Raw genomic sequence first — 24745 nt, 5'->3', positions numbered from 1 at the left:
TTAAAAACTCCTCTCCATATTTAAAGATTCAATAATATAGTTCGCTGTTTCTTCAATCGCTTTGTTGGAAACATTAATAACGGGACAGCCGACTTGTTTCATCACTTTCTCGGCATAATCCAGCTCTTCAAGAATCCGCTCAAACCGGGCATAACTCGCCTCTGGCTTTAAGCCTAATGTCTTCAAACGTTCCTTGCGAATAGCGTTTAACTTATCCGGGGTAATAACGAGGCCCACACATCTGTTTCTCGGAACGTTGAACAGTTCATGAGGAGCCGGCACTTCAGGAACGAGAGGAATGTTCGCCACTTTATACCCTTTGTAAGCCAGGTACATAGATAACGGCGTTTTTGAGGTACGTGATACACCAATTAAGACAATATCGGCTTTTAAAATGCCTTCTATATCACGAGCATCATCATACTTTACAGCAAACTCCACTGCCTCTACCTTTTGAAAATAATGTTCGTCTAGTTTCCGCATCAAGCCTGGTTCACGAATTGGCTCCCTATTAAACTTCGTTATAAAAGCATCCATTAGTGGATGGAGTAAATCTACAGCAAGAATCTTTTCTTCGTTAGCTCGTCTATTTAAATAATCCTTTAAAAAGTCTATGACTAACGTATAGGCAATAATCGAATTCGTTTGTTTCGCCTCCACAATGACATCTTCTATATCAGACACTTTGTCGACATAGGAGTTCTGCCGAATCTCAAATTCCCTCCTAATAAATTGGGTGGCAACCGCTTTCACCACGAACTCAGCAGTTTCCCCAACAGAATCCGATAAAAGATAAACGATTTCTTTCTTGCTCATAAGGCATTCACTCCTCACTCTCAGTTAAGTACACTCTGGAAACAAGGACAAGACCCTCTATTTTTGTGTTTATTTTTTTAATTTTCGGACAAAAAATCTTTCTAAAAAGATATATGCCGCCTATTCAGCAACTTATATACTAACAAACTAATCTAAATGGTATCAGGGCTATTTTTTTGTTGATGGAAGTAATAATACAACGCATAAATTAGCAGCAAAAAAACAGCACATAAAATATAGATGAAGCTATAATTTGTATGAGACGAGATAATGCCCAGCAAAAACGACCCTACTGCCACGCCTAAATCAAAAAACAAGTAAAATGTAGATGTTGCTAAGCCTCTCCGATAATTGGCAACAGATTGCACTGCAAGTGTTTGAAAAGAAGGGTGCAGGGCACCATATCCAAGTCCTACGAGTGCTCCTGCACTCAAAAAAAATAATGGATTATGTGCTTGACTTAGCGTTATCATCCCAATGATATAAACCAGAACGAATGGGTAAACAACCATGTTCGTTCCTTTACGGTCGTACAACTTCCCTACAAATAATCTAGATAGTATGATGAAAGCTGCAAAGATTACAAAGAAATAACCAGCAAAAGATTCCATGCCTATTTGTCTCGCATAAATTGGAATAAAGGCAGCCGTTCCTGCGTAAACAAATGCAAGAATAAAAGTCATTAACCCATAAGGAACGGCTTTAATTTCGATAAAGTTTCTCCAACTCAATGATTCCATACTCTTCGCTTTTTCTTTTTTTTCAAAAGCCCCCGCTAAGCTTCCAGAAAGAAAGGTAAGCAAAGCAAAAACAGTACAACAAATAAACAATACGTTGTAGCTATAGTGGCTAATAATCGCAAGGCCGGTAAAGGGGCCAAGAACCATTGCCAAACTCATAAACATTCCAAAATACCCTAATGCTTCCCCCTTGCGTTGATCCGGAGAAATATCAATTGCAATTGTCGCCATTGTCGTAGACAATGTTCCGAATGTCATGCCGTGGAAAAGTCGAATAAAAAGTAAAAGTAAAAGACTTCGAACCCCCAGATACAAAAAACAAATACCTGTAAATAAAATTAATGAGACCTGTAAAACCCTCTCCCTTCCAAGTTCATCCAGCCACCTCCCTGTCAATGGTCTTAATAGAATGGCACCGAGCGCATGTAACGTGATGACAAGGCCCGCTTGAAGACTAGTTCCTTGTAAAAAATCCAAAACAAACATAGGGAGAGTAGCAAGCATCGTATAGAAGGTCATAAACTGAAAAAAGCTGCTAATTGAGACTAATATAAAGTCCTTACTCCATATGCTCTGATCATGCATCTTTTATCCCTCGATTTCATCCGAATAAGATATTTAAATTAAGTTTTATGGATATATGTAGATTATTAATGAAAAGGTACATCATTATCAAATTGATTATTTTTATCCGACCAATAGATAATATTAATACTCAAATAGATGGATAATGAAAAAGTCAAAATTTTTAATTTTTTTCATTTGTTCTGTTATATGCAACTTGGGTCTTTTATTTACTTACAACCATGGTGTAACGTAAAAAACAGATTTATTAAAAGCAAGGTATCTTTAAGAAAAATTTGGCAAGGGGGTGTTGATTTGATTTATTAATTTTCATTACTTGAAGTGGTTACAAGCAGAGTTATTCAGTTTACTTTGTGTAGAAAAATCATTATCTAAGAAAAATGATAGACAGAACCAATGTCGAACTCAGGCACATGACATTCCAAAATAAATGTAAGCGCTTATAAAAATCAAAAGGGGGTTTTGATGATGAAAAAATTAGTTATGTTATCCATGTTGATTTTATCCTTAATACTTGGAGGTTGCTCACAAACCCAAAAGGCCTCTTCAGAAAACAATGAAGGGCAGGCTAATAGTGACTTTCCTAAAAAAACAATCCAATTGATCGTTCCTTATGCCTCAGGTTCTTCTACAGAAATGATAGCCCGGGTGCTTGCAAAGGGAGCTGAAAAATACATCCCTAATGGACAATCGATCGTAGTTGTGAATAAGCCCGGTGGTGCCGCTACAATTGGAGCAACAGAAGTACACGGAGCAAAACCAGATGGCTATACCCTTGGGATGTTAACCGTGTCTCAGCTCTCCCTTCAACCGCTTTTTGGGAAAACTGTCTTTACTCATGATAGTTTTCAACCTATTTTACAAGCGACCGTTGTTCCTCAATTTTTGACTGTAAAATCAGACGCACCATGGAAAACATTTGATGAGTGGCTGGAATATGTCAAAAAGAATCCAGGGAAATTTACTTACGCTACAGTGGGCGCTGGCAGTACTGTACACATTAGTATGGAAGCTTTAAACGCTGCTGCAAACGTAAAAACGAAGGCCGTTCACTTTGAAAGCGGCGGTGAAACTGTTACAGCTGTGTTAGGTGGACATACTCAAGGAGCTAGTTTACTTCCTCAAACAGCAAAAGAATATGTTAAGTCCGGAGATTTTCGTATATTAGCGAATTTAGGAAGCTATAAACCTGAAGCCCATCAAGATACCCCCTTGTTAAAAGAAAAAGGTTTAGATGCAGAAGTAGATGTATTTACCGGTGTTGTCGCTCCTAAAGGCCTGCCGCAAGATGTTCAAAAATTGATCCATGATGCTTTTAAACAGGCATTAGATGATCCTTCTGTGCAAGAACAATTAAAGGAAATCGATGTTGACCCTAAGTATGCAGGCCCTGAAGAATTTCAAAAAGAGATCACAGAAAGTTACAACGAGTATGGGAAGATCTTAAAAAATATCGGTTTAGTAGAATAACATAATCCATACTAGGCATAGAAAAAAACTATACCTAGATTATACTTTGAAAAGGAAGTGGGATCAGATGAAGACATGGAAGGCAGGGGTTTGGTTCGGCTTAGCTTTTTTGATTTTTTCCATCATTTTCTTTATCCAATCACTTACATTGTCTTATTCGGGAGCAGATGGACTGGGACCAGGATTTTTCCCGCTTTGGCTATCCGGAATGTTGGTTATTCTTTCTTTGTGTTATATCTATACTACTTTTAAGTCGGAAGAATCTGAAAGTGAGCCAATGCCCAGAGGAACAGAATTAAAAAACATCGTATTTATTTTAGCTAGTATGTTAATTTATCTTGGTGTGGTTCCCCTATTAGGATTTGTCTTATCCAGCACCATTTTCTTATTTGCTTTACTCTTTCGCTATTACCGCTGGCACCTTAACATTGGTATTTCCGTAGGAGCCTCGCTTTTTTTATTTTGGATTTTCGCTAAGGTTTTAAGTGTCACATTGCCTGTAAATGAATTTGGCTGGTAAGGAGGAGCTGTAATGGAATCACTATCTTTGCTTTTACATGGATTTGAAAGTGCGCTTACCTTAACGAATATAATCTATTGTGTAATTGGCGTGTCTATTGGTATGCTTGTAGGGATATTGCCCGGATTAGGTCCTGTATCCGGAACTGCTTTGCTGATACCCGTTACGTTTGGCATGGAACCAGTAACAGCGATCATTATGCTTTCAGGCATTTATTATGGTTCTATGTATGGAGGGACTATTACCTCCGTTTTAATTAATACTCCCGGAGAATCCGCATCGGTTATCACCTGTATTGACGGACATCAGTTAGCCAAACAGGGACGAGCAGGAACGGCCCTTGGCGTGGCTGCGATCGGCTCTTTTATAGGCGGCATAGTGGCTGTCCTTGGGTTAACGTTTTTAGGGCCCGTTTTAGCCGAGTTCGGAACCAGGTTTGGTCCTCCAGAGTATTTCACACTCATGCTGCTTGGTTTGCTTACATTAGTTGGATTAATGGGAAAATCCTTAGTTAGAGGATTAATCGCTGCAATATTTGGACTCACATTATCACTAATAGGCATGGACCCGGCATCAGGAGCAATTCGTTTTACCTTTGGCCAGCAGGAACTGCTTGGAGGAATTGATTTTACAGTTTTGGCAATCGGGCTTTTCGGGATTTCTGAGATCTTATCAAATGCTGGAAACCCGACAAACATGGAGAAACCTGCAAAAATCCAAGGACTTTTTCCTAAAAAAGAAGAATGGCTGCCTACTTCTATGTCAATTGGTAGAGGAACGATTTTAGGTTTCCTGATTGGCCTTATTCCTGGATCCAATGCTGCTATTTCGTCTCTAATGTCTTATTCACTAGAAAAAAAGCGGGCAAAGGATCCTTCTCGTTTCGGTAAAGGGGCGATTGAAGGAGTAGCTGGTCCAGAAACAGCAAATAATGCTCACAGCGGCGCTTCCCTCATTCCCCTATTTACTCTAGGGCTTCCAAGCTCTCCTACAATTGCGGTCATCTTGGGAGCGTTTATCGTACATGGTCTAACGCCTGGCCCTGCTCTTTTTACGAGTAATCCTGATTTTATATGGGCTATAATTGCAAGTATGTTTATCGGAAACGTTGTTCTTCTAATCTTTAACTTGCCATTGGCAGGTGTATGGGCAAAGGTTGCTTTAATTCCATATCAATTGCTCTTTCCGATTTTATTATTGGTTTGTTGTGTAGGGACATATACGATTAATAATAGTTTATGGGACGTTGGCATGATGGTTCTATTTGGGGTCATAGGGTACTTTATGAAAAAATTTGACTTTCCAATTGCTGCCACGGTGTTGACTTTTGTATTAGGGGCTCAACTTGAAACTTCTTTGATCCAATCTCTTGCAATCTCTGAAAATGGTTTACTCTTTTTATTCTTAAGACCAATATCTGGGACTTTAAGTGTTTTATGTATCCTTATTTTAATCTTAAGCATTTTTAGTGCACTGAAGAAAAAAAGGGCGTACTTAGCAAGTGACGTTGAAGTATAGAAGTAATCTTATCTCTTCCTATTAATTAGGAATAGAAAAGCAGCCTTTCATCCAGGGAAAGGCTGCTTTTTTGCGCAATCAGCTTTAATAAAAAAACTTAGAGATCACAAGTTTTGTGACTGCATAAACCATAGTGTGCTTTTTCTGCCATTTTAGCTGGCTTTTCTCCACTACTAATCTGGTTAAGCGACAAAGAAGAAGCCGTAAAGTACGGATCACTTTTTCGATGTTATCTCTTTTTCTTTCGTTAACAGTAGTGATATACCATAAGACTTTCAAAGGCGTAGCATTAAATTTGAGAAAAAATCCTTTTAGAGGTTTGAATAATGGTTTCTTTTATATTTTGAGATAACTCAGCATGTAAATATAAGTAAATCGAAGTAGGTGGAATAGATTTGCTAAGAGGAACTTTTTTTAGTGTTCCATTTCTAAGTTCTTCTTGTACGATCATCTCTTGTAAAAAAGCCACTCCTAACCCTTTTCGAACCATCATTTTTAGCCATCCCACATTATTAATTTCCACTTCTTTATATTCTTTTAACCGATTCTTTTCAAGGAATTCGCTTATGGTTTTAGTCGTAACAAACTCACGATTATACACAATAATACGCTCATTTTCCAAATCTGACGGAACAATTTTATCTGTTTTGGTAAGAGGATGGTCTGGTGCACAAACAAGAATATTTTGCTCGCTGGCAATTTTAATGACCGAAAGATCTGGATGGATTTCTTTTGGTTGTACGTAAGCAAATCCCATATCTATATCCCCTATACCGATATCGTCCGTCATTTGCTCGGTGGATTTAATCTCAACTGGAAATTCAAATCCAGGGAAACAGTCATATAAAATCTTTAGTAATTCCGGCATTATTTCTACACCCATATGATTCATACAAGATATCTTTATTTTTTTTGAATGGACAGGTTCTTCTTTAAGAATATCTTGCGCCTTCTCTATAAGCTGATGCGCTTCATAAAAATATTGATAAACTCGTTTACCAGAATGCGTTAATACTGTTTTTTTTCCATTTTCTCTTTCAAATAATGAACAATTTAAATGTCTTTCTAGTTGTTGAATTCGAACACTGATAGTAGGCTGGCTAATATATAAGGCTGCGGCTGCGGCTGAAAAGCTCCCTTTTTCTACCACCATCAAGAATGCTTCAATATTTTTTAATTCCATCGTCTTCTATCCTTTCTTATCGGTGGTAACATTAACCTATTAACAATTTTAATATATTAATGACCAATGTTCCATCCATTTTCATGTAAATGTATTTATTTTTTAAAATATTCAAAATTTTTTATGTAAAATCCTAAGTTCTTTTATAAAATAATATTTCCTTTGATCAAATGTATTAGTTTGATCAGAAAATGGCTGAAAACACATGAAAGCAGCCCAGGCTGCAAAATAGCCTGGGCTGCTTGAGATAAACGAATCTAACTTATTAGAAAGCTTCATTAACCCAGCCAAAAAGCAGCCGTTAGAATAAACGAAAAGCCTATTACCTGTACTAGACTCCATCTGGAAATACGCAAAGGGGCGACATCAATAATAGAAGACATGAGTCCAAGAGTTCCACTGAATGGACCCATATAAAACGTCATGACAGCCCCACCTAGAAAAGCAATAGCCAATTGTTCAGGTGGAACACCTAAAATATCAGGTGCTAGTGATTGGGCCAGTAAAGTGACGACAACAATTGGATGCATGCCTAAATAGGCCAATAACAGTGTAATATAGGGGATCAAAAATAAAAAAAAGTGAACGCCAACAAGTTCGCTGAATTGAACAAATAATTGATTAACGAAACGATCATTTCCAGAATACTGCAGAGCCTGCACAAAAAAACCGGCGCTTAGAAAAATAGCAAAGGATTCACTCATCTCCCCTACTTTATGTGTAAAATGCTGTTTTATCATTGGCATAAAGGCCTGACCTTTCCTTAATGTAAGACACCACAGCCAAGCAAAGGGGAGCGTTATCAGGGTAACGCTCACAGTTAAACCTAATGAAAAGACAGCATCAACCCCGACGATCAGCAGTAATAGCAATATAATCGCCAGCAGCGTTTGGAGCATCTTACGAAAAAAGAGAGGATGGGAATCGGGCAGCGTGTGTTCAGCGGTTACAGCTGTTTCTTGTTTTACACGACCAGATTTTTTATGCTCAATGATGCTAAAAAGAGTCCAATTAAAGATGAGTGTGACTAAACTGATGAGAAATAAAGTTGGGAAAATATATATCCAGGAGACATCTGTTACATAAAGAACAGCGCCTACCACTCCTGATAAAGGGGTCCACATATTGGGTAATGAGTACCCTTGAATGATGCTGCTGGCTAAAAAGCGCTTTGGTTCATCGATTTGCTGGACATCCACAGCAGATTTTACACTTGAGTGGACAATAGGAATTGCCGCTAAATTCAAAAAACTGCCCAGAAAATAAGATAAACCCGTAATAATGCGGTAAAATTGAGAAATTGATTTTACTCTCTTCTGAAACAGTTGTTCAAAAACCTTCCTATACTCTCCAACCTGTATCGGTATAGATAATAAGGGAACGATCAAAAACAGAGAAAGTAAATAGAGCATATCACCATAGAGCTTTATATAGGAAACAAAAGAAAAGTCTTTATTCCAAACCATCCATGTCCCTAAAGTTAAAAACACAATTGACATCAGCCGGGTAAATAACTTACATGATGAAAGGGATAAAGCAATAGCCAATATGGAAACGACTGATAAAATAAAGTCTAATCCTTTAAACGGCATTAATTGAAAGACAAGAAAGAGCAATACAGCAAGTGTAAAAATACTTGATCTAGCACAAAAAAAGAATTGTTGTATTTTCATCAAGTCATCCTAAAAGGAAATATATTGATTTCCTAAAGACCTTTCATTTAAATTTCACCAAGCTGTTATGCGTTAAATCAAAACTGTCTATAGGTAAACCGTCATTTCATCTACTCGCATGAAACCAGAAAAGCTCCTTAACTAAAAGGAGCTTTTTTGGGTATGGTTTATAACCATGGAGAGACGGTAACCAATAACCGCAAAGGATCAACCTCTCCTGCCGCCGTTCTTAATGCTAAGTCCGTTTCACTTAATTTATAATTATGTGAGTTCATCCTACTAAGCGGGAATTTGCCCGAGGAGATGAATTCTACTGCCATTTGAACGGATTTATAACTATGTCCACGGACGCCTTTAATCGTTAAACTTTTATTGTAAATGACATCCAAGTCGAAATCATCAAATTTTCGGTTCTTTAGCGCTCCTAGTAAAACCATCCCGCCCGTTTTTACGACTGCCAATGACGAGACAACAGGCTCTGTTCCACCACTCGTTACATCAATGACGAGATCAGCCATTTTGCCGTTTGTGATTTGCCGTACTCTTTCGATCAGATCCTCTGAACTCACATTAACTGAATAATCAGCGCCCAATTCCAGTGCCAATCTCAGGCGCTCTTGGCTGCTGTTTCGGCCAGTCATAATCACCGTTTCAGCTCCAGCTGCTTTTGCTGCTAAAGCACAGGCCAGTCCCTGCTGTCCTGGTCCTTGTATAACAACGACATCTCCAGGACCTACGCCACCAATAATTCTCATCCATTCAAAACCATTCGATAATGGCAAAGTTAATGCAGCTTCGACCGCCAGTACATGTGAAGGAAGCTTATGGAGAACAGCATTCGGATGTAAATACATGTATTGACTAAAACCGCCATACAGAGAAGGTTCCGTTGCAATAGGTGTGGCACCATATCTTATCCCGTCAACTTTTGGATTCGTATTGGGACATAATCTATATAGCCCTGTCCGGCACAGCTCACATTGACCGCAAGGAATATACTCTTCCATGACAATTCGATCACCTTCTTTGACTCCCCATCTTTTGGAAGCTTCTTCACCAATTTTGTGAATATGACCCACTACATGATGGCCTAAAATCATTGGTTCTTTTAAATCATTATAATAAGAAACATCGGTCCCACAGACGCCAACAATCTCTACTTTTAAGATGCCTGTATCTTCTTTAATATCCGGTAAAAGAACTTCTTTAATTTCTGTAAGTTTTGTATCTGTTGCTACCGCAGCTAATGCTGTTTCCCCCATAAAAATCCACCTCAATAAAAAGTAATAGTTATACAGTTTTTATAATAATTAAACGGAATCCCTGTAACATGCATTCTCTTAAAGTCGCAAGGCAGCGACTGATTTTCAAATTTCACAATTAAACTGCTTCAAAGTCTTTTTCAGCGAGCTGCAATGCTTCTTTCGCGCCTTCTTGGAACGGCACTCCTTTAGGTAATAACACAGAAGCGGAACGAATTCGATGAGTGCTAGGATCCAGGGCAGGCAGCCTTTTGCCCTCTTCAAGAATCTTTACTGCTTTTAATAAACATTGTCTTGCTTTTATAATAGCCGTATCACTGGTTCCTAACTTCTCTTGTGAACGATCAACAATAGCTCCTGCACTTACTTGAACAGCATGATCCTCCATTCCAACACCAAAAATTCCAGCAAACGATTCCCCTCTTCTTTGCATCTCTCGATCAATAAGGAAGTCATTTTCTTTATTGGCCTTCGTCCGGAATGTACCGGGTATTAGTGACGGGTGAATTCCTGCCCCTGTTTTCATCTGTGCCACTTCTTCTTCGGTTAAATCGCGATCTGGTGTCCAGCTCCAGCTCCATACCCAGCAATTTTCATCATCAATTGGCACCCAAGCGTGGCCGCCTCTTGGAGCGCCACCAAATGGCGGGATCATTGTATACCAAGGCATTAAAAACTGTGTAATTCTCCAATAAAAGTTATCTTCATCCGCTTCTCTTCTTGCACCGATCAACAGCCCATAATCTGTATCGACAACTTCGAATCGTGGTGCTGTATCTTTTGCTAATAAAGCGGTACTGTTGCTTTTTTGAGAAACGCCTAAAGCTCCTACCGAACCGGAGTGCAGAATCGACACGTGGCTCGAATCAATTCCACCTTCTAATGCTTGAAAGAAGTTGCATTCTTGTACTTTCTTTGAGAGATGTCGTTGGCTATCAGAAACGAGCATCCACTCTTGTTCAGGAAGTTCAGGTTTGGACTCAGCCGGACCCATATATGTCCAAATAACACCGCCACGTTCTTCACATGGATAGGACTTAATTTTTACTTTCTCCTTAAACTTACTTTCTGCAGGCTCCGAAGGTAAATCTACACAGTTTCCAGCAGTGTCAAATTTCCAGCCATGGTATGCACATCGAAGGCCACAATCTTCGTTACGGCCATAAAAGAGAGAGACTTTACGATGAGGGCAAAATTCATCAACTAAACCAACCTCTCCATTTGTATTGCGGAAACCAATTAATTCCTCACCCAAAAGTTTGACTCGTACCGGAGGACAATCTGGATGCGGAAGTTCCTCAGCTAAGAATGCTGGAATCCAATATTGTCTAAGAAGATTTCCCATTGTTGTTCCAGGACCCGTGTTTGTCAGTAATTTATTGTCGTTAATTGATAACATATATTTGTTCCTCCCCGCTTTAATGATGTTCTACTACCATTCTCATATAAAAATAAAGCGTTTTCAAATTGATTCTTTTTATCTGACTTATAGGAAACTTTAATAGGTCTGATCGCTTCAAAAATGCTATCAATATTTTTAATGGGGTAAATTAAAATCATCAATTTGCTTGGCAGCAAATTCACGAATATAATAAAAAGAAAATTTAGAATATTTTTTCGGGATTTTCCAAGTTTATTAGAAAGAAGGGGCATATTCATGAATGATAAAGAATTTGAACAATTAATACTAAAGTGCTATAGCAACAAAACCGTGGCGATTCTCGGTTATCAAGATAACGGGGGGCAGCAAAGGGCGAATTTCCTTCGAAATCATGGCATCAATGTAGTTATCGGTCTTCGTATTGGTGATGAAAATTGGGGGCTGGCAGAACAGGACGGATTCACCGTTTTGCCAGTTTGGGAGGCTGCTGAATTGTCTCAAGTAGCACAAGTCTGGTAGGTCATTCTGCTTCTATTTAAAGAAATAGAAGGACTAAAGGAGCAATCATTTATATGTAATTGCTTAGCCTAGTATTCTGTGAATGAATAAGCTTGTCAAACCAGTTAACGTCGTACTGAATTCAATCATAAGATGTTTTGTCATTTATTTGTTTTGATGTTTTTAACGCTCTGTTGTTGTCCGATAGACAGCCTTTAGCGACCGGCCAATATTGAATATTGATAAAACGTCCCGTCGATCAGTCTTTCTTCCGCACAAACCGTGGAAAAAAGACTGATCGAGGAGATGTCCGTATGACAAACCTATGGAACAATGCCGAAGTCCGTGATTTCATGGTTAAAGAGGTCAGAGGTCGATAAAGAAAGCAATTTGAGTTTATGAGCGGTTTTTAACGATGAAGAAACTTAAATTTTTTTAAAAAATTTTATCAACTTCTAAATAAGCCAATTGATAAATTTGCTGAAAAATCATGAACGTTCAGCATTAAGCGTGATCCTAGTATCCTTGATTTGTAGTTCCACTGCTTCTCATTCATAATGATAAAAAATTATAATAAATTGAAGAAACACGAAGAGCAAAGTTTCTCTTCGTGTTTTTTGACGACTTATAATTCTCCAAGCTAGTCCTCTATTAGCACCGATTAGAACAGGAGTAGTTTGATCGGTGCTATAATAGAAGGACCAATTTGGAGTCGTGTTAATCTATTTTAAAATTCATTAAAATTCTTTTAACTGATTTTCATTCCTTCTGTAAATGCATGGTCTGAAACTTTAATTGATTCTGTTGGGCAGCCTTCCGAAGCATCTTCTAACTCATCCGATAACTCATCCCGCACTTCACAATTCCCCTGATTTCCGTCCAATATAACGTATGCTATTCCTTCATCGTTATAATCAAAAATGTCCGGGGCAGCCGCCCCGCAAGCGCCGCAGGCAATACAGGTTTCCTGATCCACCCATGTGAATTTTGTCATCTAGAACCCCTCCTGAATCATGATTAAAAAAGTTACGTTACTACCTTCGTTTCTTTCTTTTCCATTAAACTCGTGCTGTGAAGCGGCTGCACTTTCGCGGAAGGCTCGATGTACACCTTCGCATTGCTTACCGCCGTCGCTGCCTCGCCAAAGCCGGTCGCAATCAACTTGATTTTGCCGTCATACGTACAAATGTCCCCTGCCGCATAAATGCCTTCGATATTCGTTTCCATTCTCGAGTTAACGACGATCGAATTGCTTTCAATGGCCAGATCCCATCCTTTAATCGGACCCAGTGAAGACACAAACCCGTAGTTGACCAGCACGTCATCCACATCTATCTCTTTTCTCCCTGCCCCTTTCACTTCTTCTAGCACTACTGTTTCAACAGACTGCTCACCCAGTAATTGAACAGGAACATAAGGGGTGACAATCTCCACACGGGACTCCTTCAGCAGGGTGACGCTGTGCTCGTGAGCACGGAACTTGTCGCGCCGGTGGACAAGGGTCACTTTTTCAGCGATCGGCTCAAGCATCAGCGCCCAGTCCACTGCGGAATCACCGCCGCCAAACACGACGACCTTTTTCCCGGCGAACCGGCTTAGATCATTGACAAAATAGTGGACATTGGCCTTTTCATGCATTTCTGATACGTCGATCGGCAGCTTTCTCGCTTGAAAGGCGCCATTGCCGGCCGTGATGATGATCACTTTTGAATAGTGGGTTTCATTCTCGGTTCTGATCGTAAAAATACCATCCTGTTTCTCAATATGCTGGACAGACTGGCCAAGACAAAGCGTCGTATTGTCTTGAAACAGATTCATCTGCTCGACCAAATTATCAATCAGCTCCTGGGCCCGCACTTTTGGGAACCCGGCGATATCATAAATAAACTTTTCCGGATATAAAGCAGAAAGCTGTCCCCCAAGCTGGGGCAGGCTCTCAATGATTTTCACTGATGCCTGCCTCATGCCTGCGTAAAATGCGGTAAACAATCCGACCGGTCCGCCGCCAATAATGGTTATATCAAAAACCTTTTCTTCCATCTCATTTCACCTCTGCTCATTAAAAATCATATGTTATTCTCAACTGGCTCTTTGACCGGGACCTGATAATTCAAATATAATTCTTTTCTTTCTTTTGAGGATTGAATCGCTTTTATACATACCTCTAAGTTTGCTCTTGCCCAACGGCCATCATGAATCGGTTTTACGCCTTTAATGACAGCTTTATAAATTTCATTGATAACGTTAATCCGTCCGGTCTCTTCCATTGGAATTTGAACGGTATATTTTTCTTCTTCTCCATAAACGATTAATCCATCTGGGCTTTGCCGGATATCACCCTTTTCACAGCTCACAATGGTTAAACCAAAAAAAGGATGATGTTTTTCAGCCTCTTGATAATTTTTGGACCGGCTCCCTCCATACCCTGCCTCAACCTTTAATGCCACCTCATCTTGAGGAGAGTTCGTTGCTTTTATTGTTCTGCGGGCTTGCGCATAAACACCTGAGTTTGAAAGAGGTCCGCCCTCACCAATATTAAATGTTAACTCAGTCGTATGAAAATGATCGTAGCCATTATATACAGCCGTCGCTGCAATGCCGTTTTCAAATTCTAAAAAGACGGAATGGTTCCCCTCTGTCGGCCTTTCAGGATCTGAAATGGCTGTGGCAGCCCGAATACTTCTTACTTCTCCTCCACCTAATAGCCGTATAATGTCAAATTGATGTGATCCCTGACGATAAGTAACCCCGCCGCCAAGATCCGTTTTCAATTCTTCCGGCGTTCTCGGGCGATAAATCCAATCGTTGTAATACCAATTGTGAATCATCAAGACTCTTCCCAATTTACCGCTGTCGATGATTTCCTTCATTTTTTGAATAGGCGGCTCAAAGCTGTGAGAATGGCCTACGATAAGATGAACACCGTTTTTTTCAGCAAGTTCGATCATGCTCTCGGCATCTTCTAAAGAAACAGCTAACGGTTTTTCAACAATAATATGTTTTTTTGCCTCAGCGGCAATGCGGACATGTTCTGTATGCAGTTCTGTCGGCGTGGCAATATAAACAGCATCTATCTCTGGATCCCGGCATAATTCATCAATGGTATAGTACGTTTTTGCATGATAATCGTTTGCAAACTTATCAAGACGTTCTTGATTTCTCGTCGCTGCTGCAGCCAGGTTCACATGTGGATGTGCTATTATTGCCGGTATCATCGATGCCCCTGCAATCCCCAACCCGACAATTCCAATATTTATACTTTGTTTTTTGGAAGCCATACTCCTCCCCCTTTTTTTCTTTATTTTTCTTGTTCTTTTAATTTTTCCACATAATATTGCCAAACCCATTTGGCGTTAAATTTCGTTCCCAAATCAGGCAATTCCGCAATGTCTTCCTCTGAAATGGAAGGAGCTTCTCTTCCTGTTTTTTCTACTTCCAGTGTCACTTTGGCAAGTGTATTGAAATTCAGTGCATTGATCGTTGCTTCTTCAACCGTTGCACCCGTCGCTGTAATTCCATGCCCTTTCATTAAACAGATATCTTTGTTTCCCATTTTTTCAATCATAGGAGCTGCCAGTTCTGGTCTGGTTACTAAATACGATCTCGGGAAAATAGGAACACCTTCCAGAGCCATACGCATTGCCGGTATATTAAAGGCACCAAAAATCGGCCGGAATTTCAGATCGGTAATGCCACAAATTAACGTCGCCGGTGGATGGGCATGAATAACACAGCCAACGTCAGAACGCGATTTCATGATTTCACCATGGATGGAAAGTTCTTTCGGGACATGATACATGCCCTGTAAATCTTCTCCATGACCATCGAAATCTACTCGTCTTATTGCGTCAATCGTCGTATATCTAACCCCTTTTTCCGATTCGCCACGACAGCGTATAAACATTTCATCTGTTCCAGGAATACGGGCGCTGACATGGCCTAATGTTTCATCAACCAGCCCTTCCATTGCTAAAATTCTACAAGATAGCGCTACTTTCTCCCTGAGTTCTTCCAATGAGTCATTCATCCTATCACACCTTTTTTTATGATGTAACTAATTCTGGAGCGATTACACGTTTTACTTCGATAATTTCGCCTCTCCATGAACAATCTCCACACCAGCAAAAGTACGCTGTATCTTCAGAGATCCAATATTCATTCAAAAGACTGCCCGTTTTCAATAACGACTCCCCGCAATTGGGACAGTATTTCAATTTAATTTCGTAATTTGTCTTCTCCGCCATTTTAAAAACCTCCTCAATAAGGGGACAAACAGCCCTCCTCCTTATAGAAGGACTGTTTTTTATGAACTATTTAGAAGAAACCGGTTCGCCTTTGCAAATATCAATAATCTCAATTAGGTTTGGTGCATAGCGTGTATTCCAATGAACAGCTACCCCTGACAGCAACCCGCCCTCACTAAATTTGTCTTCTTCCTGTGGAAGTTCAATGTTCTGATTTTGCTGCGGATCCCGAATTGTACACTTTGGATCTTCCCCATTTTGCATTTTCTTCAATTCGCGTTTCAGCATTTGTCGATACATAATAATCCCTTTATCAGATGTTCCAAGCCGTTCCACAGATCGATCTGCAACAGGACCTTGTGTAATCCAGGCCATCATGTCCTGTCCATCGATATAGTCTGTTACAAATTTTCCGTTTTCATCATAAATTGGGCATTCATAGGATGAAATAGGATAGTTTTCAGGGATTTTAATGCCTTCAGCCGGCACAAAACATGTATACCAAAAATGTAATGTATGTGTATCATCGATTGGTACCCGAATTTGGAAAGAGTGCGCTCCGCTATCTCCAACTCTCAAGTAATTTGGAAAAACAATCGGGTGGCCGACTGCCCAATCTTCATTTTCTTCTGTTTGCCCTTCTAACACGCGGCGTTTAATAATTCCATATTCAAATTCATCAAACCCAATTTTCAGATGGCGCTTTGTGATCGGCCATTCATTCTGTGGACGGCCTTGCTGTTCAAATACATGTTCGAAGTAATGTCCATGCAGCCACTCTAAATGTGTCGGATCAAGCGAATTTTCCATAATTTGCACCCAGTTGCACGGTATCTCGGCATATCCAATCGTGCGAATCACGTTGTCCTGAACAAATAAATCCCAATTTGGCAGTTCTGGTGCAGGTGCAGGACCCATGTAAGCAAAAACCAGCCCGCCCAGTTCTTTTACTTCATAACCTGAAATCTTGATTCGTTTTTTAAACGTGCTGTCTTCCGGCTCATTTGGCTGTTCAACACATTGCCCAGTTTGGTCATATAACCAGCCATGATATTGACAGCGTAAACCACACTCATCCGGAATGGCATATTCAAGGGATACCCCGCGGTGGGCACAACGATCAGCGACCAAGCCAAGATTATTCGATTTATCGCGGTATAAAACCAGTGCTTCATCAAGAATTTTCACTTTCTTGATCGTTCCAATTTTTTCCACATCAGCACTAATCGCAATAGGGTGCCAATATCTTCTTAATAGCTCCCCCATTGGCTTTCCGGCTCCAACTTCAGTTAAGGCTTCGTTTTGTTCTTTGCTTAACATCGTGTCATCTCTCCTTTAAGTTAAGTAGTTAAAAATATTCAGCAAAATCGTTTTCTTTTCATTAACCGCATCTGTATACGCTTCCGGTTTATTGAATATTGAAAATTATTAGCTGCTAGGTCCTGATGAATCACCTCTGTTTTATTTTTTGTAATTCCCATTCTAAATAGTAAGTGTTTTCTATACAACCACGCTGTTCTGCTATAAGCAACACATTGCATTATTTTTTAAATTACTATTTTTTCATTACTAAGCGGCAGCCAAATTTGTTCTGAATCTTAACGAATAAGGAAATCGGACCCTTTCGTTGCACTTGATTCCGGCGGCCATACGCATAGATCAAATGGAAAATCAGATCCTGGAACAACCCGCTCTTCGCCCACTGTTTGAAGGAGAAACTCCAGCGCCTGGGGATGCCAAAGAACAGAATCAAACCAAAAACGTTTCAAATATTCTTCTGGTGCTTCCTCTAAAACACTAGATACATCCGGCCATTGCATATACCCTTTATTCAGACGACCAATCTGATACGGTAAAAAACCGCCCCCGTGAGCCAATAAAAATTTAATCTTTGGATATTTATCCAGCATTCCTCCAAGAAGTAAATCCGTTGCACAAATCGTTGTTTCCCATGGAACTCCAATCAAATTCGGCATTTTTCTCTTTTTAAGACGTGGGTCTTCGCAAAGAAGCGGATGAATAAAAAGGATGGCCTGAAGCCGGTCTGCTTCTTCAAAGAACGAATAAAAATATGGATCCGTCAGCATGCGCCCTTCAGCGTTTGGTCCAATAATCGCGCCTTTCAAACCGTTCCGCATAGCCTCTCTCAATTGAGCAGCTGCCAGTTCCGGGCTGGAAAGAGACACCGTCGCAAAAGCAGACAGCTCACCTTTGTTTGCATGAACAAGCTCTGCAAGCGACTGATTATATACGGTCACTAACTCTTTCGTCACGTCCGTTGGAAGTTCATAAAGAAAAAGCTGCGGAACAGGAGAGATGACAGGATGCGTGACACCAGCTTTTTCCTGTTCCTCTTTGTACCTCTGGTAATCCGTAAAAGAATCCTTCAATTCAAATCCCCATTTTCCATTCACAGTTAGAAACGTTTTGTTATGATTTAAATTGGACCATTCCGCTCCAACGCTATTTTTTTGTTCTTTAAGCCAAGTTAATACTTCTTCTGGAATAAAATGTGTATGAAAATCATGCATATTAAATCTCTCCTCTTTCGTCTATTGACAGTACTTATTTTCACAAAAAATATTTTTCTACTATTTCATTCATAGTTTCCTCATAGCCCATTTGTGCTGATATTTCTTTTGCAGCAACGGTAATGCTTTTGGCGAAAATCGGTATTCTATGAGGCTGAATACGCTGTTTCGGCCCAACGACTGACAACGCTGCTATGACATTGCCTGTATGATCGAATACTGGAGCTGCAACAGATGTTACCCCTTCTTGAAGCTCTTCAATGCTATAGGCATAACCCGTTTCACGAATTTGTTCAAGGTGTTCAATTAAATCACCTGGATTTGTAATGGTGTGCTCCGTAAATGCTTTTAACCCTCTCCCAATTACTTTTTCTGTGAGTTGTTTCTCTGAATTCGCCAGGATCACTTTCCCTGCGCTTGTACAATAGATTGGATTGCGGCTCCCCACATACGTTAATACACGCACGGGCTGCTGGCACTCCACTTTTTCAATATACATAACGTCCAATTGATCCAAAACAGATAGATGTACTGTTTCCTCCATTGTTTCAACAAGTGTCTTTAAAATGGATTGCGCTTCACGTGAAATATCAAGCTGGCTGCCGGCAATGCCGCTTAATGCTAGAGCCGAAACGCCCAATCGATATTTTTTTGTTTTTTGATCTTTGTAAACAAAATTCTCACTGGCCAGAGTCGCCATCATGCGGCTGACTGTACTTTTATTCATTCCGAGCGATTCAGCCAGGTCATTAACTTTTTTCTCGGGTTCTTCCATCGAAAAGCTTCTTAAAATGCGAAGGGCATTTTTAACAGATGAAAGTAATTGATCATCGCTCATTTTTCCACCTCCCAGTTTCATATCCAGCAATTACTAGATAGTTATTGGTGAAAATATAGCAGATTGATCGGATACTGAAAAGAAAATACTGAATATTTTATATTTTTATTTTTTTGTTGCGTATAGAAGAACAACGCTGTTGAATAGCGTGGATTTATTCTTTAACCTTTTAACCAGAAACGAAAAAACTTACGTAAAGGATGGGATAACGTGTCAACATCACAAGTGAAAAATCAAGAATTGACAAAAAATGCACCGATAACAGAGCCAATCAACTGTCTGCATTTTATTAACGGACAATTTACAGAATCCCTTAATAAAAAAACGTTTGAAAATATTGATCCCGCGACAGAAGAAGTACTCGGTACAGTGGCAGAAGGCGGGAAAGAAGAAGTGGATCTAGCAGTTGCTGCAGCACGCCGGGCACTTAACGGACCTTGGAAAAAAATGACGCTGACAGAGCGTTCAAAAATTTTGCGCCGCATCGGTGATTTAATTTTAGAACGCCAGGATGAGCTTGCCTATTTAGAATCGTATGACACAGGAAAGCCTCTTTCTCTCGCTAAGAAAATCGACGTGCCGCGTGCAGCATATAATTTTCATTTTTTTGCTGACTATATTACTTCAGTGAGCAACGAAGCACAGCAGCAGGACGACCAGGCAATCCATTATTCGTACCGCCGCCCGGTTGGTGTTGTTGGCATTATTAAACCGTGGAACCTTCCGCTTCTTCTTTTGACATGGAAACTGGCACCATGCCTCGGAATGGGAAATACAGCAGTCATTAAACCGGCTGAATGGACACCGATGACGGCCACTGTGTTAATGGAAATTTGTAAAGAAGCTGGCGTGCCTGACGGCGTGGTCAATCTTGTTCACGGTTTCGGTCCAAATTCAGCAGGCGGCGCGATTTCAGAGCATCCTGATGTGGACGCCATTTCGTTTATTGGGGAACCAGGCACAGGGTCGGCTATTATGAAAGCATCAGCTGATTCACTGAAAAAGCTTTCTTTTGAACTTGGCGGGAAAAATCCGAATATTATTTTTGCGGATGCAGATCTGGATGAAGTAATTGAAACAACGATACGATCAAGCTTTATTAATCAGGGTGAAGTATGCTTATGCGGTTCCCGTATTTATGTGGAGCGTCCGGCATATGAAAAATTCCTTGAGAAATTCACAGCAGAAACGAAAAAATTAAAAGTTGGTCTTCCATTAGAAGCAGATACAAATGTTGGAGCCCTTGTCGGGAAAGAGCATTATGACCGTGTTAACAGCTATATTGATATTGCCCGTGCAGACGGTGCAGATATTTTAACTGGCGGAGGCCGTCCGGAACACCTGGACAAAGGCTATTTCCTGGAGCCGACGATTGTCACAGGGCTTGACCGGAATTCAAGATGTGTAAGAGAAGAAATTTTCGGTCCTGTTGTTACCGTGCTGCCATTTGATACAGAAGAAGAAGTGATTGCCCAGGCGAATGACACGCACTACGGATTAAGTGCGACCATTTGGACAAATGATTTGCGCCGGGCGCATCGTGTTTCCCATCAGGTGGAATCCGGAATTGTTTGGGTAAATACGTGGTTCCTTCGTGACTTGCGAACACCATTTGGCGGCATGAAGCACAGCGGAATTGGCCGTACTGGCGGCATGCACAGCCTTGATTTCTATTCAGAGCTGTCAAACATTACGATTAAATTGTAAAGGAGAGGGATCCAATTGACACAAATTAAAGAATACTCAAATCTGCTTCTTGAAGCGGAAGAAACACGCAATGGCACCACTCCCCTTACAGCCATTCAAGGTGATTTTGATGTCATCAAGGCGTATTACGTCCAGCTTGAAACGATTGCAGAAAAAGTAAAATCCGGACGGAAAATAACCGGCAAAAAAATTGGCCTCACATCAAAAGCGATGCAGAACCTTCTTGGTGTAAGCGAACCGGATTATGGACACCTTCTTGATGATATGGTCGTTGAGAATGGTGGGGCAATTTCGGTTAAACGCCTTCTTCAGCCAAAGGTCGAAGCAGAAATTGCCTTTGTGCTTAAAGAAACGCTTAAAGGCCCAGGTATTACACCGATCGATGTGCTGCGGGCAACCGAATATGTTCTTCCCTCTTTGGAAATTGTAGACAGCCGCATCCGGGACTGGAAAATTAAACTGGCCGATACCGTTGCAGACAATGCATCATCCGGTCTTTACATCTTAGGCGGCAAACCTGTAAAACCTGAAGAAGTGGATCTTGAAATGATGGGCATGGTGTTTGAGAAAAATGGTGAAGTGGTCAACACAGGTGTGGGCGCTGCGGCACTTGGACATCCTGCCACCTGCGTGGCATGGCTGGCTAATAAGCTATCTGAATTTGACATCGCGCTTGAAGCCGGAGAAGTGATTTTATCTGGGGCCCTTTCAACAGCGGTTAATGCACAAGCTGGTGATGTGTTTACAGCTAAATTCGCACATATTGGGCAAGTGAGCGTTCATTTTACAGAATAAATTTGAAAGGGGTTTCTTCATGGATAAAATAAAAGTAGCGGTACTCGGCTCCGGAAATATCGGAACCGACTTAATGATAAAGCTTGGGCGGTCAGACGTGCTGGAGTTAACAACGGTCATCGGGATTGATCCTGACTCTGATGGATTGAGAAAAGCGAGAGCATTGGGGTATGAAACCATTGATAACGGCCTTGACGGGTTTCTGGCACGGCCAGAGCTTGCGGACATTATCTTTGATGCCACATCCGCAAAAGCACACATCCGCCATGCCAAGAAATTAAAAGAAGCCGGTAAGCAAGTATTAGATTTAACACCGGCCGCAGTTGGTCCACTGGTAGTACCTCCGGTTAATATTCAGGAACATTTGGATGCAGATAATATTAATTTAATTACATGTGGCGGCCAGGCAACGATTCCAATGGTTCATGCCATTGACCGTGTTCAATCCGTGACGTATGCGGAAATCGTTGCAACGATTTCCAGCGATAGTGCAGGCCCTGGAACACGAGCCAATATCGATGAATTTACGAAAACAACAGCCGGCGGGATTGAACAAATTGGCGGAGCGGAAAAAGGAAAAGCGATTATTATTTTAAATCCGGCCGAACCCCCTATTATGATGCGCGATACGATCCACGTACTGGTTGATGGATCGGATGTAAAAAAAGAAGATATCATCCAATCCATCAAAGAAATGGAAAAAGACGTTCAGTCTTACGTCCCGGGTTATCGTGTGAAACAGGACCCGATTTTTGAAGATAACAAAGTAACCGTTTTCATAGAAGTGGAAGGTGCGGGAGATTACTTGCCTTCCTTCTCTGGTAATCTGGATATTATGACAGCCGCTGCGGTCAAAGTAGCAGAAGAATGGGCAAAACATAAACTTAATAAGGTTGTTGTGTAACGACCATTTAGAGAGGAGCGGAAAAAATGCAGACAGATAAAAAAATTATCATTACCGAAGTGGCACTGCGTGATGGAAGTCACGCCATACGCCATCAATATACGGTGGATCAAGTGGCTGCTGTAGCCGGTGCACTTGATCAAGCGGGTGTCCCTTATATTGAAGTATCTCATGGGGATGGACTTGGTGGTTCTTCCCTCCAATATGGCCTTTCAAAAACAAATGAAATGGAGCTGATCGAAGCCGCTGTATCGGCTGTTGATCAAGCAAAGATTGCCGTATTGCTGATCCCAGGCATAGGAACGGTCAGAGATTTAAATGAAGCCGCAGCACTTGGCGCCAAAATGGCCCGGGTTGCCACTCATGTTACCGAAGCCGATGTTGCACCGCAACACATCGCACGTGCAAAAGAACTCGGGATGGAAACAGTCGGGTTTCTGATGATGTCGCATATGGCTTCTCCTGAAAAACTGACAGAACAAGCGAAACTCATGGAAGGCTACGGTGCCGATACAGTATATATTGTGGATTCAGCAGGAGCATTGCTTCCTCATGAAACGGCGGAACGCATTCGCAGATTGAAAAATGAATTGTCCGTCAATATTGGCTTCCATGCTCACAACAACTTATCGCTTGCCATGGCGAATACACTTGCGGCTATTCAAGAAGGCGCTGACCGCATTGACGGCAGTATTCGCTGCCTTGGCGCTGGAGCGGGCAATACACAAACAGAAGTACTTGTCGCTGTACTTGACCGGATGGGTATTCAAACAGGGGTTGATCTTTATAAAATGATGGATATTGCAGAAGATTTAGTCGCACCGATTTTAGAAAAGCCGCAGGAAATCACAAAAGGTTCGCTCGTTCTTGGCTATGCAGGGGTTTATTCAAGTTTCTTGCTTCATGCACAGCGGGCAGCGCAGCAGTTTGGTGTTGATTCTCGTGATATTCTTATTGAGCTCGGAAAACAAAAAGTCGTTGGCGGTCAGGAAGACATGATCTTTGATGTTGCAGCAGATCTTGCCAAACAATCAGCTAACTTGGTTACAAAATAGGAGGCGCTATTATGCAGGGAGTTTACAAGGAATTGGCAGAGTACTTAGTAAAAGCAGAAACAGAGAAATACGAAACGCAGCGGGTAACAGCTGATTTAAAATCGGATTTAACCGTTGAAGAAGGGTACCTCGTTCAAGAAGAAATCGTCAAAATGAAACTGGCGGAAGGCCGGAAAATTATTGGGCCAAAAATGGGCCTCACAAGCAGAGCAAAAATGACCCAAATGAATGTGGACGAGCCCATTTACGGATACGTGTTTGACTATATGCTCATTGAAAATGGCGGTACGGTTCATTTAAGTGATTTAATTCACCCAAAAGTGGAAGCGGAAATTGCTTTCGTGATCGGAAAAGACATCGAAGGACCCGGCATTACCGGTGCCCAGGTGCTGGCAGCAACAGATTATGTGGTACCCGCTCTTGAAATTATCGATAGCCGTTATGAAAATTTCAATTTCACACTGCCAGACGTCGTGGCGGATAACGCCTCCACATCAAGAGTGGTGCTGGGCAATTCATTAAAAAAGCCCGCCACTATGGATCTTGATTTAGTGGGCGTAACAATGTCCATTAATGGGGAGATAAAAGAACTTGGCGCGGGTGCGGCTGTTTTAGGACATCCGGCAAACTCTATTGCCATGCTGGCTAATATGCTCGCTAAAAAAGGAGATAAAATCCGCAAAGGGGATGTTATTTTATCTGGTGCGATTACCGGAGCGGTTATGCTGGCTGATGGAGATCAAGTCGTTGGAAAATTCGATGGTTTTCAGGATGTTACGTTTAAAGTCCAAGCATAAAAGGGGTAAAAATCATGCCGATTGTGAATATACAAATTCTTCAGGGGAGACCTGAAGAAAAAGTAGAAGAACTGATTGAAAATATAACTGACACGGTGGCTGCTACACTTGATGCTCCGCACGAAGCAGTCCGGGTTATTGTAACGGAAATACCGAAAACGCACTGGGGGCGAGCCGGTGTCCCTATGTCGAAGCTGGCAAAAAATAAATAACGACTAGGAGGGGTAA

24 protein-coding genes are annotated in these 24745 nt (G+C 41.0%); 10 read left to right on the top strand and 14 right to left on the bottom strand.

The window, feature by feature from the left end:
- A complete protein-coding gene (locus BA724_RS09240) occupies positions 1–816 on the bottom strand; it encodes a pyruvate, water dikinase regulatory protein (protein WP_069938383.1) in 816 nt (271 codons plus the stop codon).
- A 152-nt stretch (positions 817–968) separates the two neighbouring features.
- A complete protein-coding gene (locus BA724_RS09235) occupies positions 969–2141 on the bottom strand; it encodes an MFS transporter (RefSeq protein WP_069938382.1) in 1173 nt (390 codons plus the stop codon).
- 468 nt (positions 2142–2609) lie between these two features.
- On the opposite strand from BA724_RS09235, the gene BA724_RS09230 reads away from it, so the two are divergent.
- From BA724_RS09230 to BA724_RS09220, 3 genes are all read left to right on the top strand, one after another.
- Positions 2610–3611 (top strand): Bug family tripartite tricarboxylate transporter substrate binding protein, encoded by a 1002-nt coding sequence (locus tag BA724_RS09230; RefSeq protein ID WP_069938381.1) that lies wholly within the window; start codon positions 2610–2612, stop codon positions 3609–3611.
- Between the two features lie 67 nt (positions 3612–3678).
- Positions 3679–4131 carry a tripartite tricarboxylate transporter TctB family protein gene (locus BA724_RS09225; protein WP_069938380.1) on the top strand — a complete coding sequence of 151 codons (453 nt, stop codon included), beginning with the start codon at positions 3679–3681 and terminating at the stop codon, positions 4129–4131.
- Positions 4132–4143: 12 nt separating this feature from the next.
- Complete coding sequence (locus BA724_RS09220; RefSeq protein WP_069938379.1) at positions 4144–5649, top strand: tripartite tricarboxylate transporter permease; 1506 nt, start codon at positions 4144–4146, stop codon at positions 5647–5649.
- 289 nt (positions 5650–5938) lie between these two features.
- Here BA724_RS09220 and BA724_RS09215 read toward each other — a convergent pair whose 3' ends face one another.
- The 4 genes from BA724_RS09215 to BA724_RS09200 form a co-directional block, all read right to left on the bottom strand.
- Positions 5939–6832, bottom strand: coding sequence for a LysR family transcriptional regulator (locus BA724_RS09215; protein ID WP_069938378.1), 894 nt, complete (start codon positions 6830–6832; stop codon positions 5939–5941).
- Positions 6833–7110: 278 nt separating this feature from the next.
- Entirely contained in the window at positions 7111–8505 is a 1395-nt protein-coding gene (locus BA724_RS09210; RefSeq protein WP_069938377.1) for a hypothetical protein, read from the bottom strand.
- A gap of 167 nt (positions 8506–8672) precedes the next feature.
- Positions 8673–9767, bottom strand: coding sequence for a zinc-dependent alcohol dehydrogenase (locus tag BA724_RS09205; RefSeq protein WP_069938376.1), 1095 nt, complete (start codon positions 9765–9767; stop codon positions 8673–8675).
- Positions 9768–9885: 118 nt separating this feature from the next.
- Entirely contained in the window at positions 9886–11166 is a 1281-nt protein-coding gene (locus BA724_RS09200) for a Rieske 2Fe-2S domain-containing protein (protein WP_069938375.1), read from the bottom strand.
- A 258-nt stretch (positions 11167–11424) separates the two neighbouring features.
- Here BA724_RS09200 and BA724_RS09195 point away from each other — a divergent pair, with 258 nt between their 5' ends.
- Positions 11425–11667, top strand: a complete 243-nt coding sequence (locus BA724_RS09195) for a Rossmann-fold NAD(P)-binding domain-containing protein (RefSeq protein ID WP_069938374.1) — start codon at positions 11425–11427, stop codon at positions 11665–11667.
- A gap of 727 nt (positions 11668–12394) precedes the next feature.
- On the opposite strand, the gene BA724_RS09190 is transcribed toward BA724_RS09195, so the two are convergent.
- From BA724_RS09190 to BA724_RS09155, 8 genes are all read right to left on the bottom strand, one after another.
- Entirely contained in the window at positions 12395–12640 is a 246-nt protein-coding gene (locus tag BA724_RS09190) for a ferredoxin (protein WP_069938373.1), read from the bottom strand.
- Between the two features lie 32 nt (positions 12641–12672).
- Positions 12673–13686: an NAD(P)/FAD-dependent oxidoreductase gene (locus BA724_RS09185; RefSeq protein WP_069938372.1), complete on the bottom strand. Its 1014-nt coding sequence runs from the start codon at positions 13684–13686 to the stop codon at positions 12673–12675.
- A 26-nt stretch (positions 13687–13712) separates the two neighbouring features.
- Positions 13713–14924, bottom strand: a complete 1212-nt coding sequence (locus BA724_RS09180; RefSeq protein ID WP_069938371.1) for a Gfo/Idh/MocA family protein — start codon at positions 14922–14924, stop codon at positions 13713–13715.
- Between the two features lie 20 nt (positions 14925–14944).
- Positions 14945–15673, bottom strand: coding sequence for a 3,4-dihydroxyphthalate decarboxylase (gene phtC, locus BA724_RS09175; RefSeq protein ID WP_069938370.1), 729 nt, complete (start codon positions 15671–15673; stop codon positions 14945–14947).
- Positions 15674–15689: 16 nt separating this feature from the next.
- The gene (locus BA724_RS18615; RefSeq protein ID WP_069938369.1) at positions 15690–15890 is read right to left on the bottom strand and encodes a hypothetical protein; all 201 of its coding nucleotides are present in this window, start codon (positions 15888–15890) and stop codon (positions 15690–15692) included.
- Positions 15891–15956: 66 nt separating this feature from the next.
- The gene (locus BA724_RS09165) at positions 15957–17210 is read right to left on the bottom strand and encodes an aromatic ring-hydroxylating dioxygenase subunit alpha (RefSeq protein ID WP_069938368.1); all 1254 of its coding nucleotides are present in this window, start codon (positions 17208–17210) and stop codon (positions 15957–15959) included.
- Between the two features lie 278 nt (positions 17211–17488).
- The gene (locus BA724_RS09160) at positions 17489–18421 is read right to left on the bottom strand and encodes an amidohydrolase family protein (RefSeq protein WP_069938367.1); all 933 of its coding nucleotides are present in this window, start codon (positions 18419–18421) and stop codon (positions 17489–17491) included.
- A 40-nt stretch (positions 18422–18461) separates the two neighbouring features.
- Positions 18462–19259, bottom strand: coding sequence for an IclR family transcriptional regulator (locus BA724_RS09155; RefSeq protein ID WP_141719910.1), 798 nt, complete (start codon positions 19257–19259; stop codon positions 18462–18464).
- 240 nt (positions 19260–19499) lie between these two features.
- On the opposite strand from BA724_RS09155, the gene BA724_RS09150 reads away from it, so the two are divergent.
- The 6 genes from BA724_RS09150 to BA724_RS09125 are packed head-to-tail and all read left to right on the top strand — an operon-like array spanning position 19500 to position 24729.
- Complete coding sequence (locus tag BA724_RS09150) at positions 19500–20966, top strand: aldehyde dehydrogenase (RefSeq protein WP_141719924.1); 1467 nt, start codon at positions 19500–19502, stop codon at positions 20964–20966.
- A 15-nt stretch (positions 20967–20981) separates the two neighbouring features.
- A complete protein-coding gene (locus BA724_RS09145) occupies positions 20982–21761 on the top strand; it encodes a 2-keto-4-pentenoate hydratase (RefSeq protein WP_083256163.1) in 780 nt (259 codons plus the stop codon).
- Positions 21762–21780: 19 nt separating this feature from the next.
- Positions 21781–22665, top strand: coding sequence for an acetaldehyde dehydrogenase (acetylating) (locus tag BA724_RS09140; RefSeq protein ID WP_069938364.1), 885 nt, complete (start codon positions 21781–21783; stop codon positions 22663–22665).
- 26 nt (positions 22666–22691) lie between these two features.
- The gene (gene dmpG / locus BA724_RS09135; RefSeq protein ID WP_069938363.1) at positions 22692–23720 is read left to right on the top strand and encodes a 4-hydroxy-2-oxovalerate aldolase; all 1029 of its coding nucleotides are present in this window, start codon (positions 22692–22694) and stop codon (positions 23718–23720) included.
- Positions 23721–23731: 11 nt separating this feature from the next.
- On the top strand, positions 23732–24517 hold the full coding sequence (locus BA724_RS09130; RefSeq protein WP_069938362.1) for a 2-keto-4-pentenoate hydratase: 786 nt from the start codon (positions 23732–23734) through the stop codon (positions 24515–24517).
- Between the two features lie 14 nt (positions 24518–24531).
- Positions 24532–24729, top strand: coding sequence for a 4-oxalocrotonate tautomerase (locus BA724_RS09125; RefSeq protein WP_069938361.1), 198 nt, complete (start codon positions 24532–24534; stop codon positions 24727–24729).
- The last annotated feature ends 16 nt before the right edge of the window (positions 24730–24745 follow it).

This window comes from Domibacillus iocasae (assembly GCF_001750285.1).
In the GTDB taxonomy this organism is placed as follows: domain Bacteria; phylum Bacillota; class Bacilli; order Bacillales; family Domibacillaceae; genus Domibacillus; species Domibacillus iocasae.
This window is presented reverse-complemented; position numbering and strand designations above follow the sequence as displayed.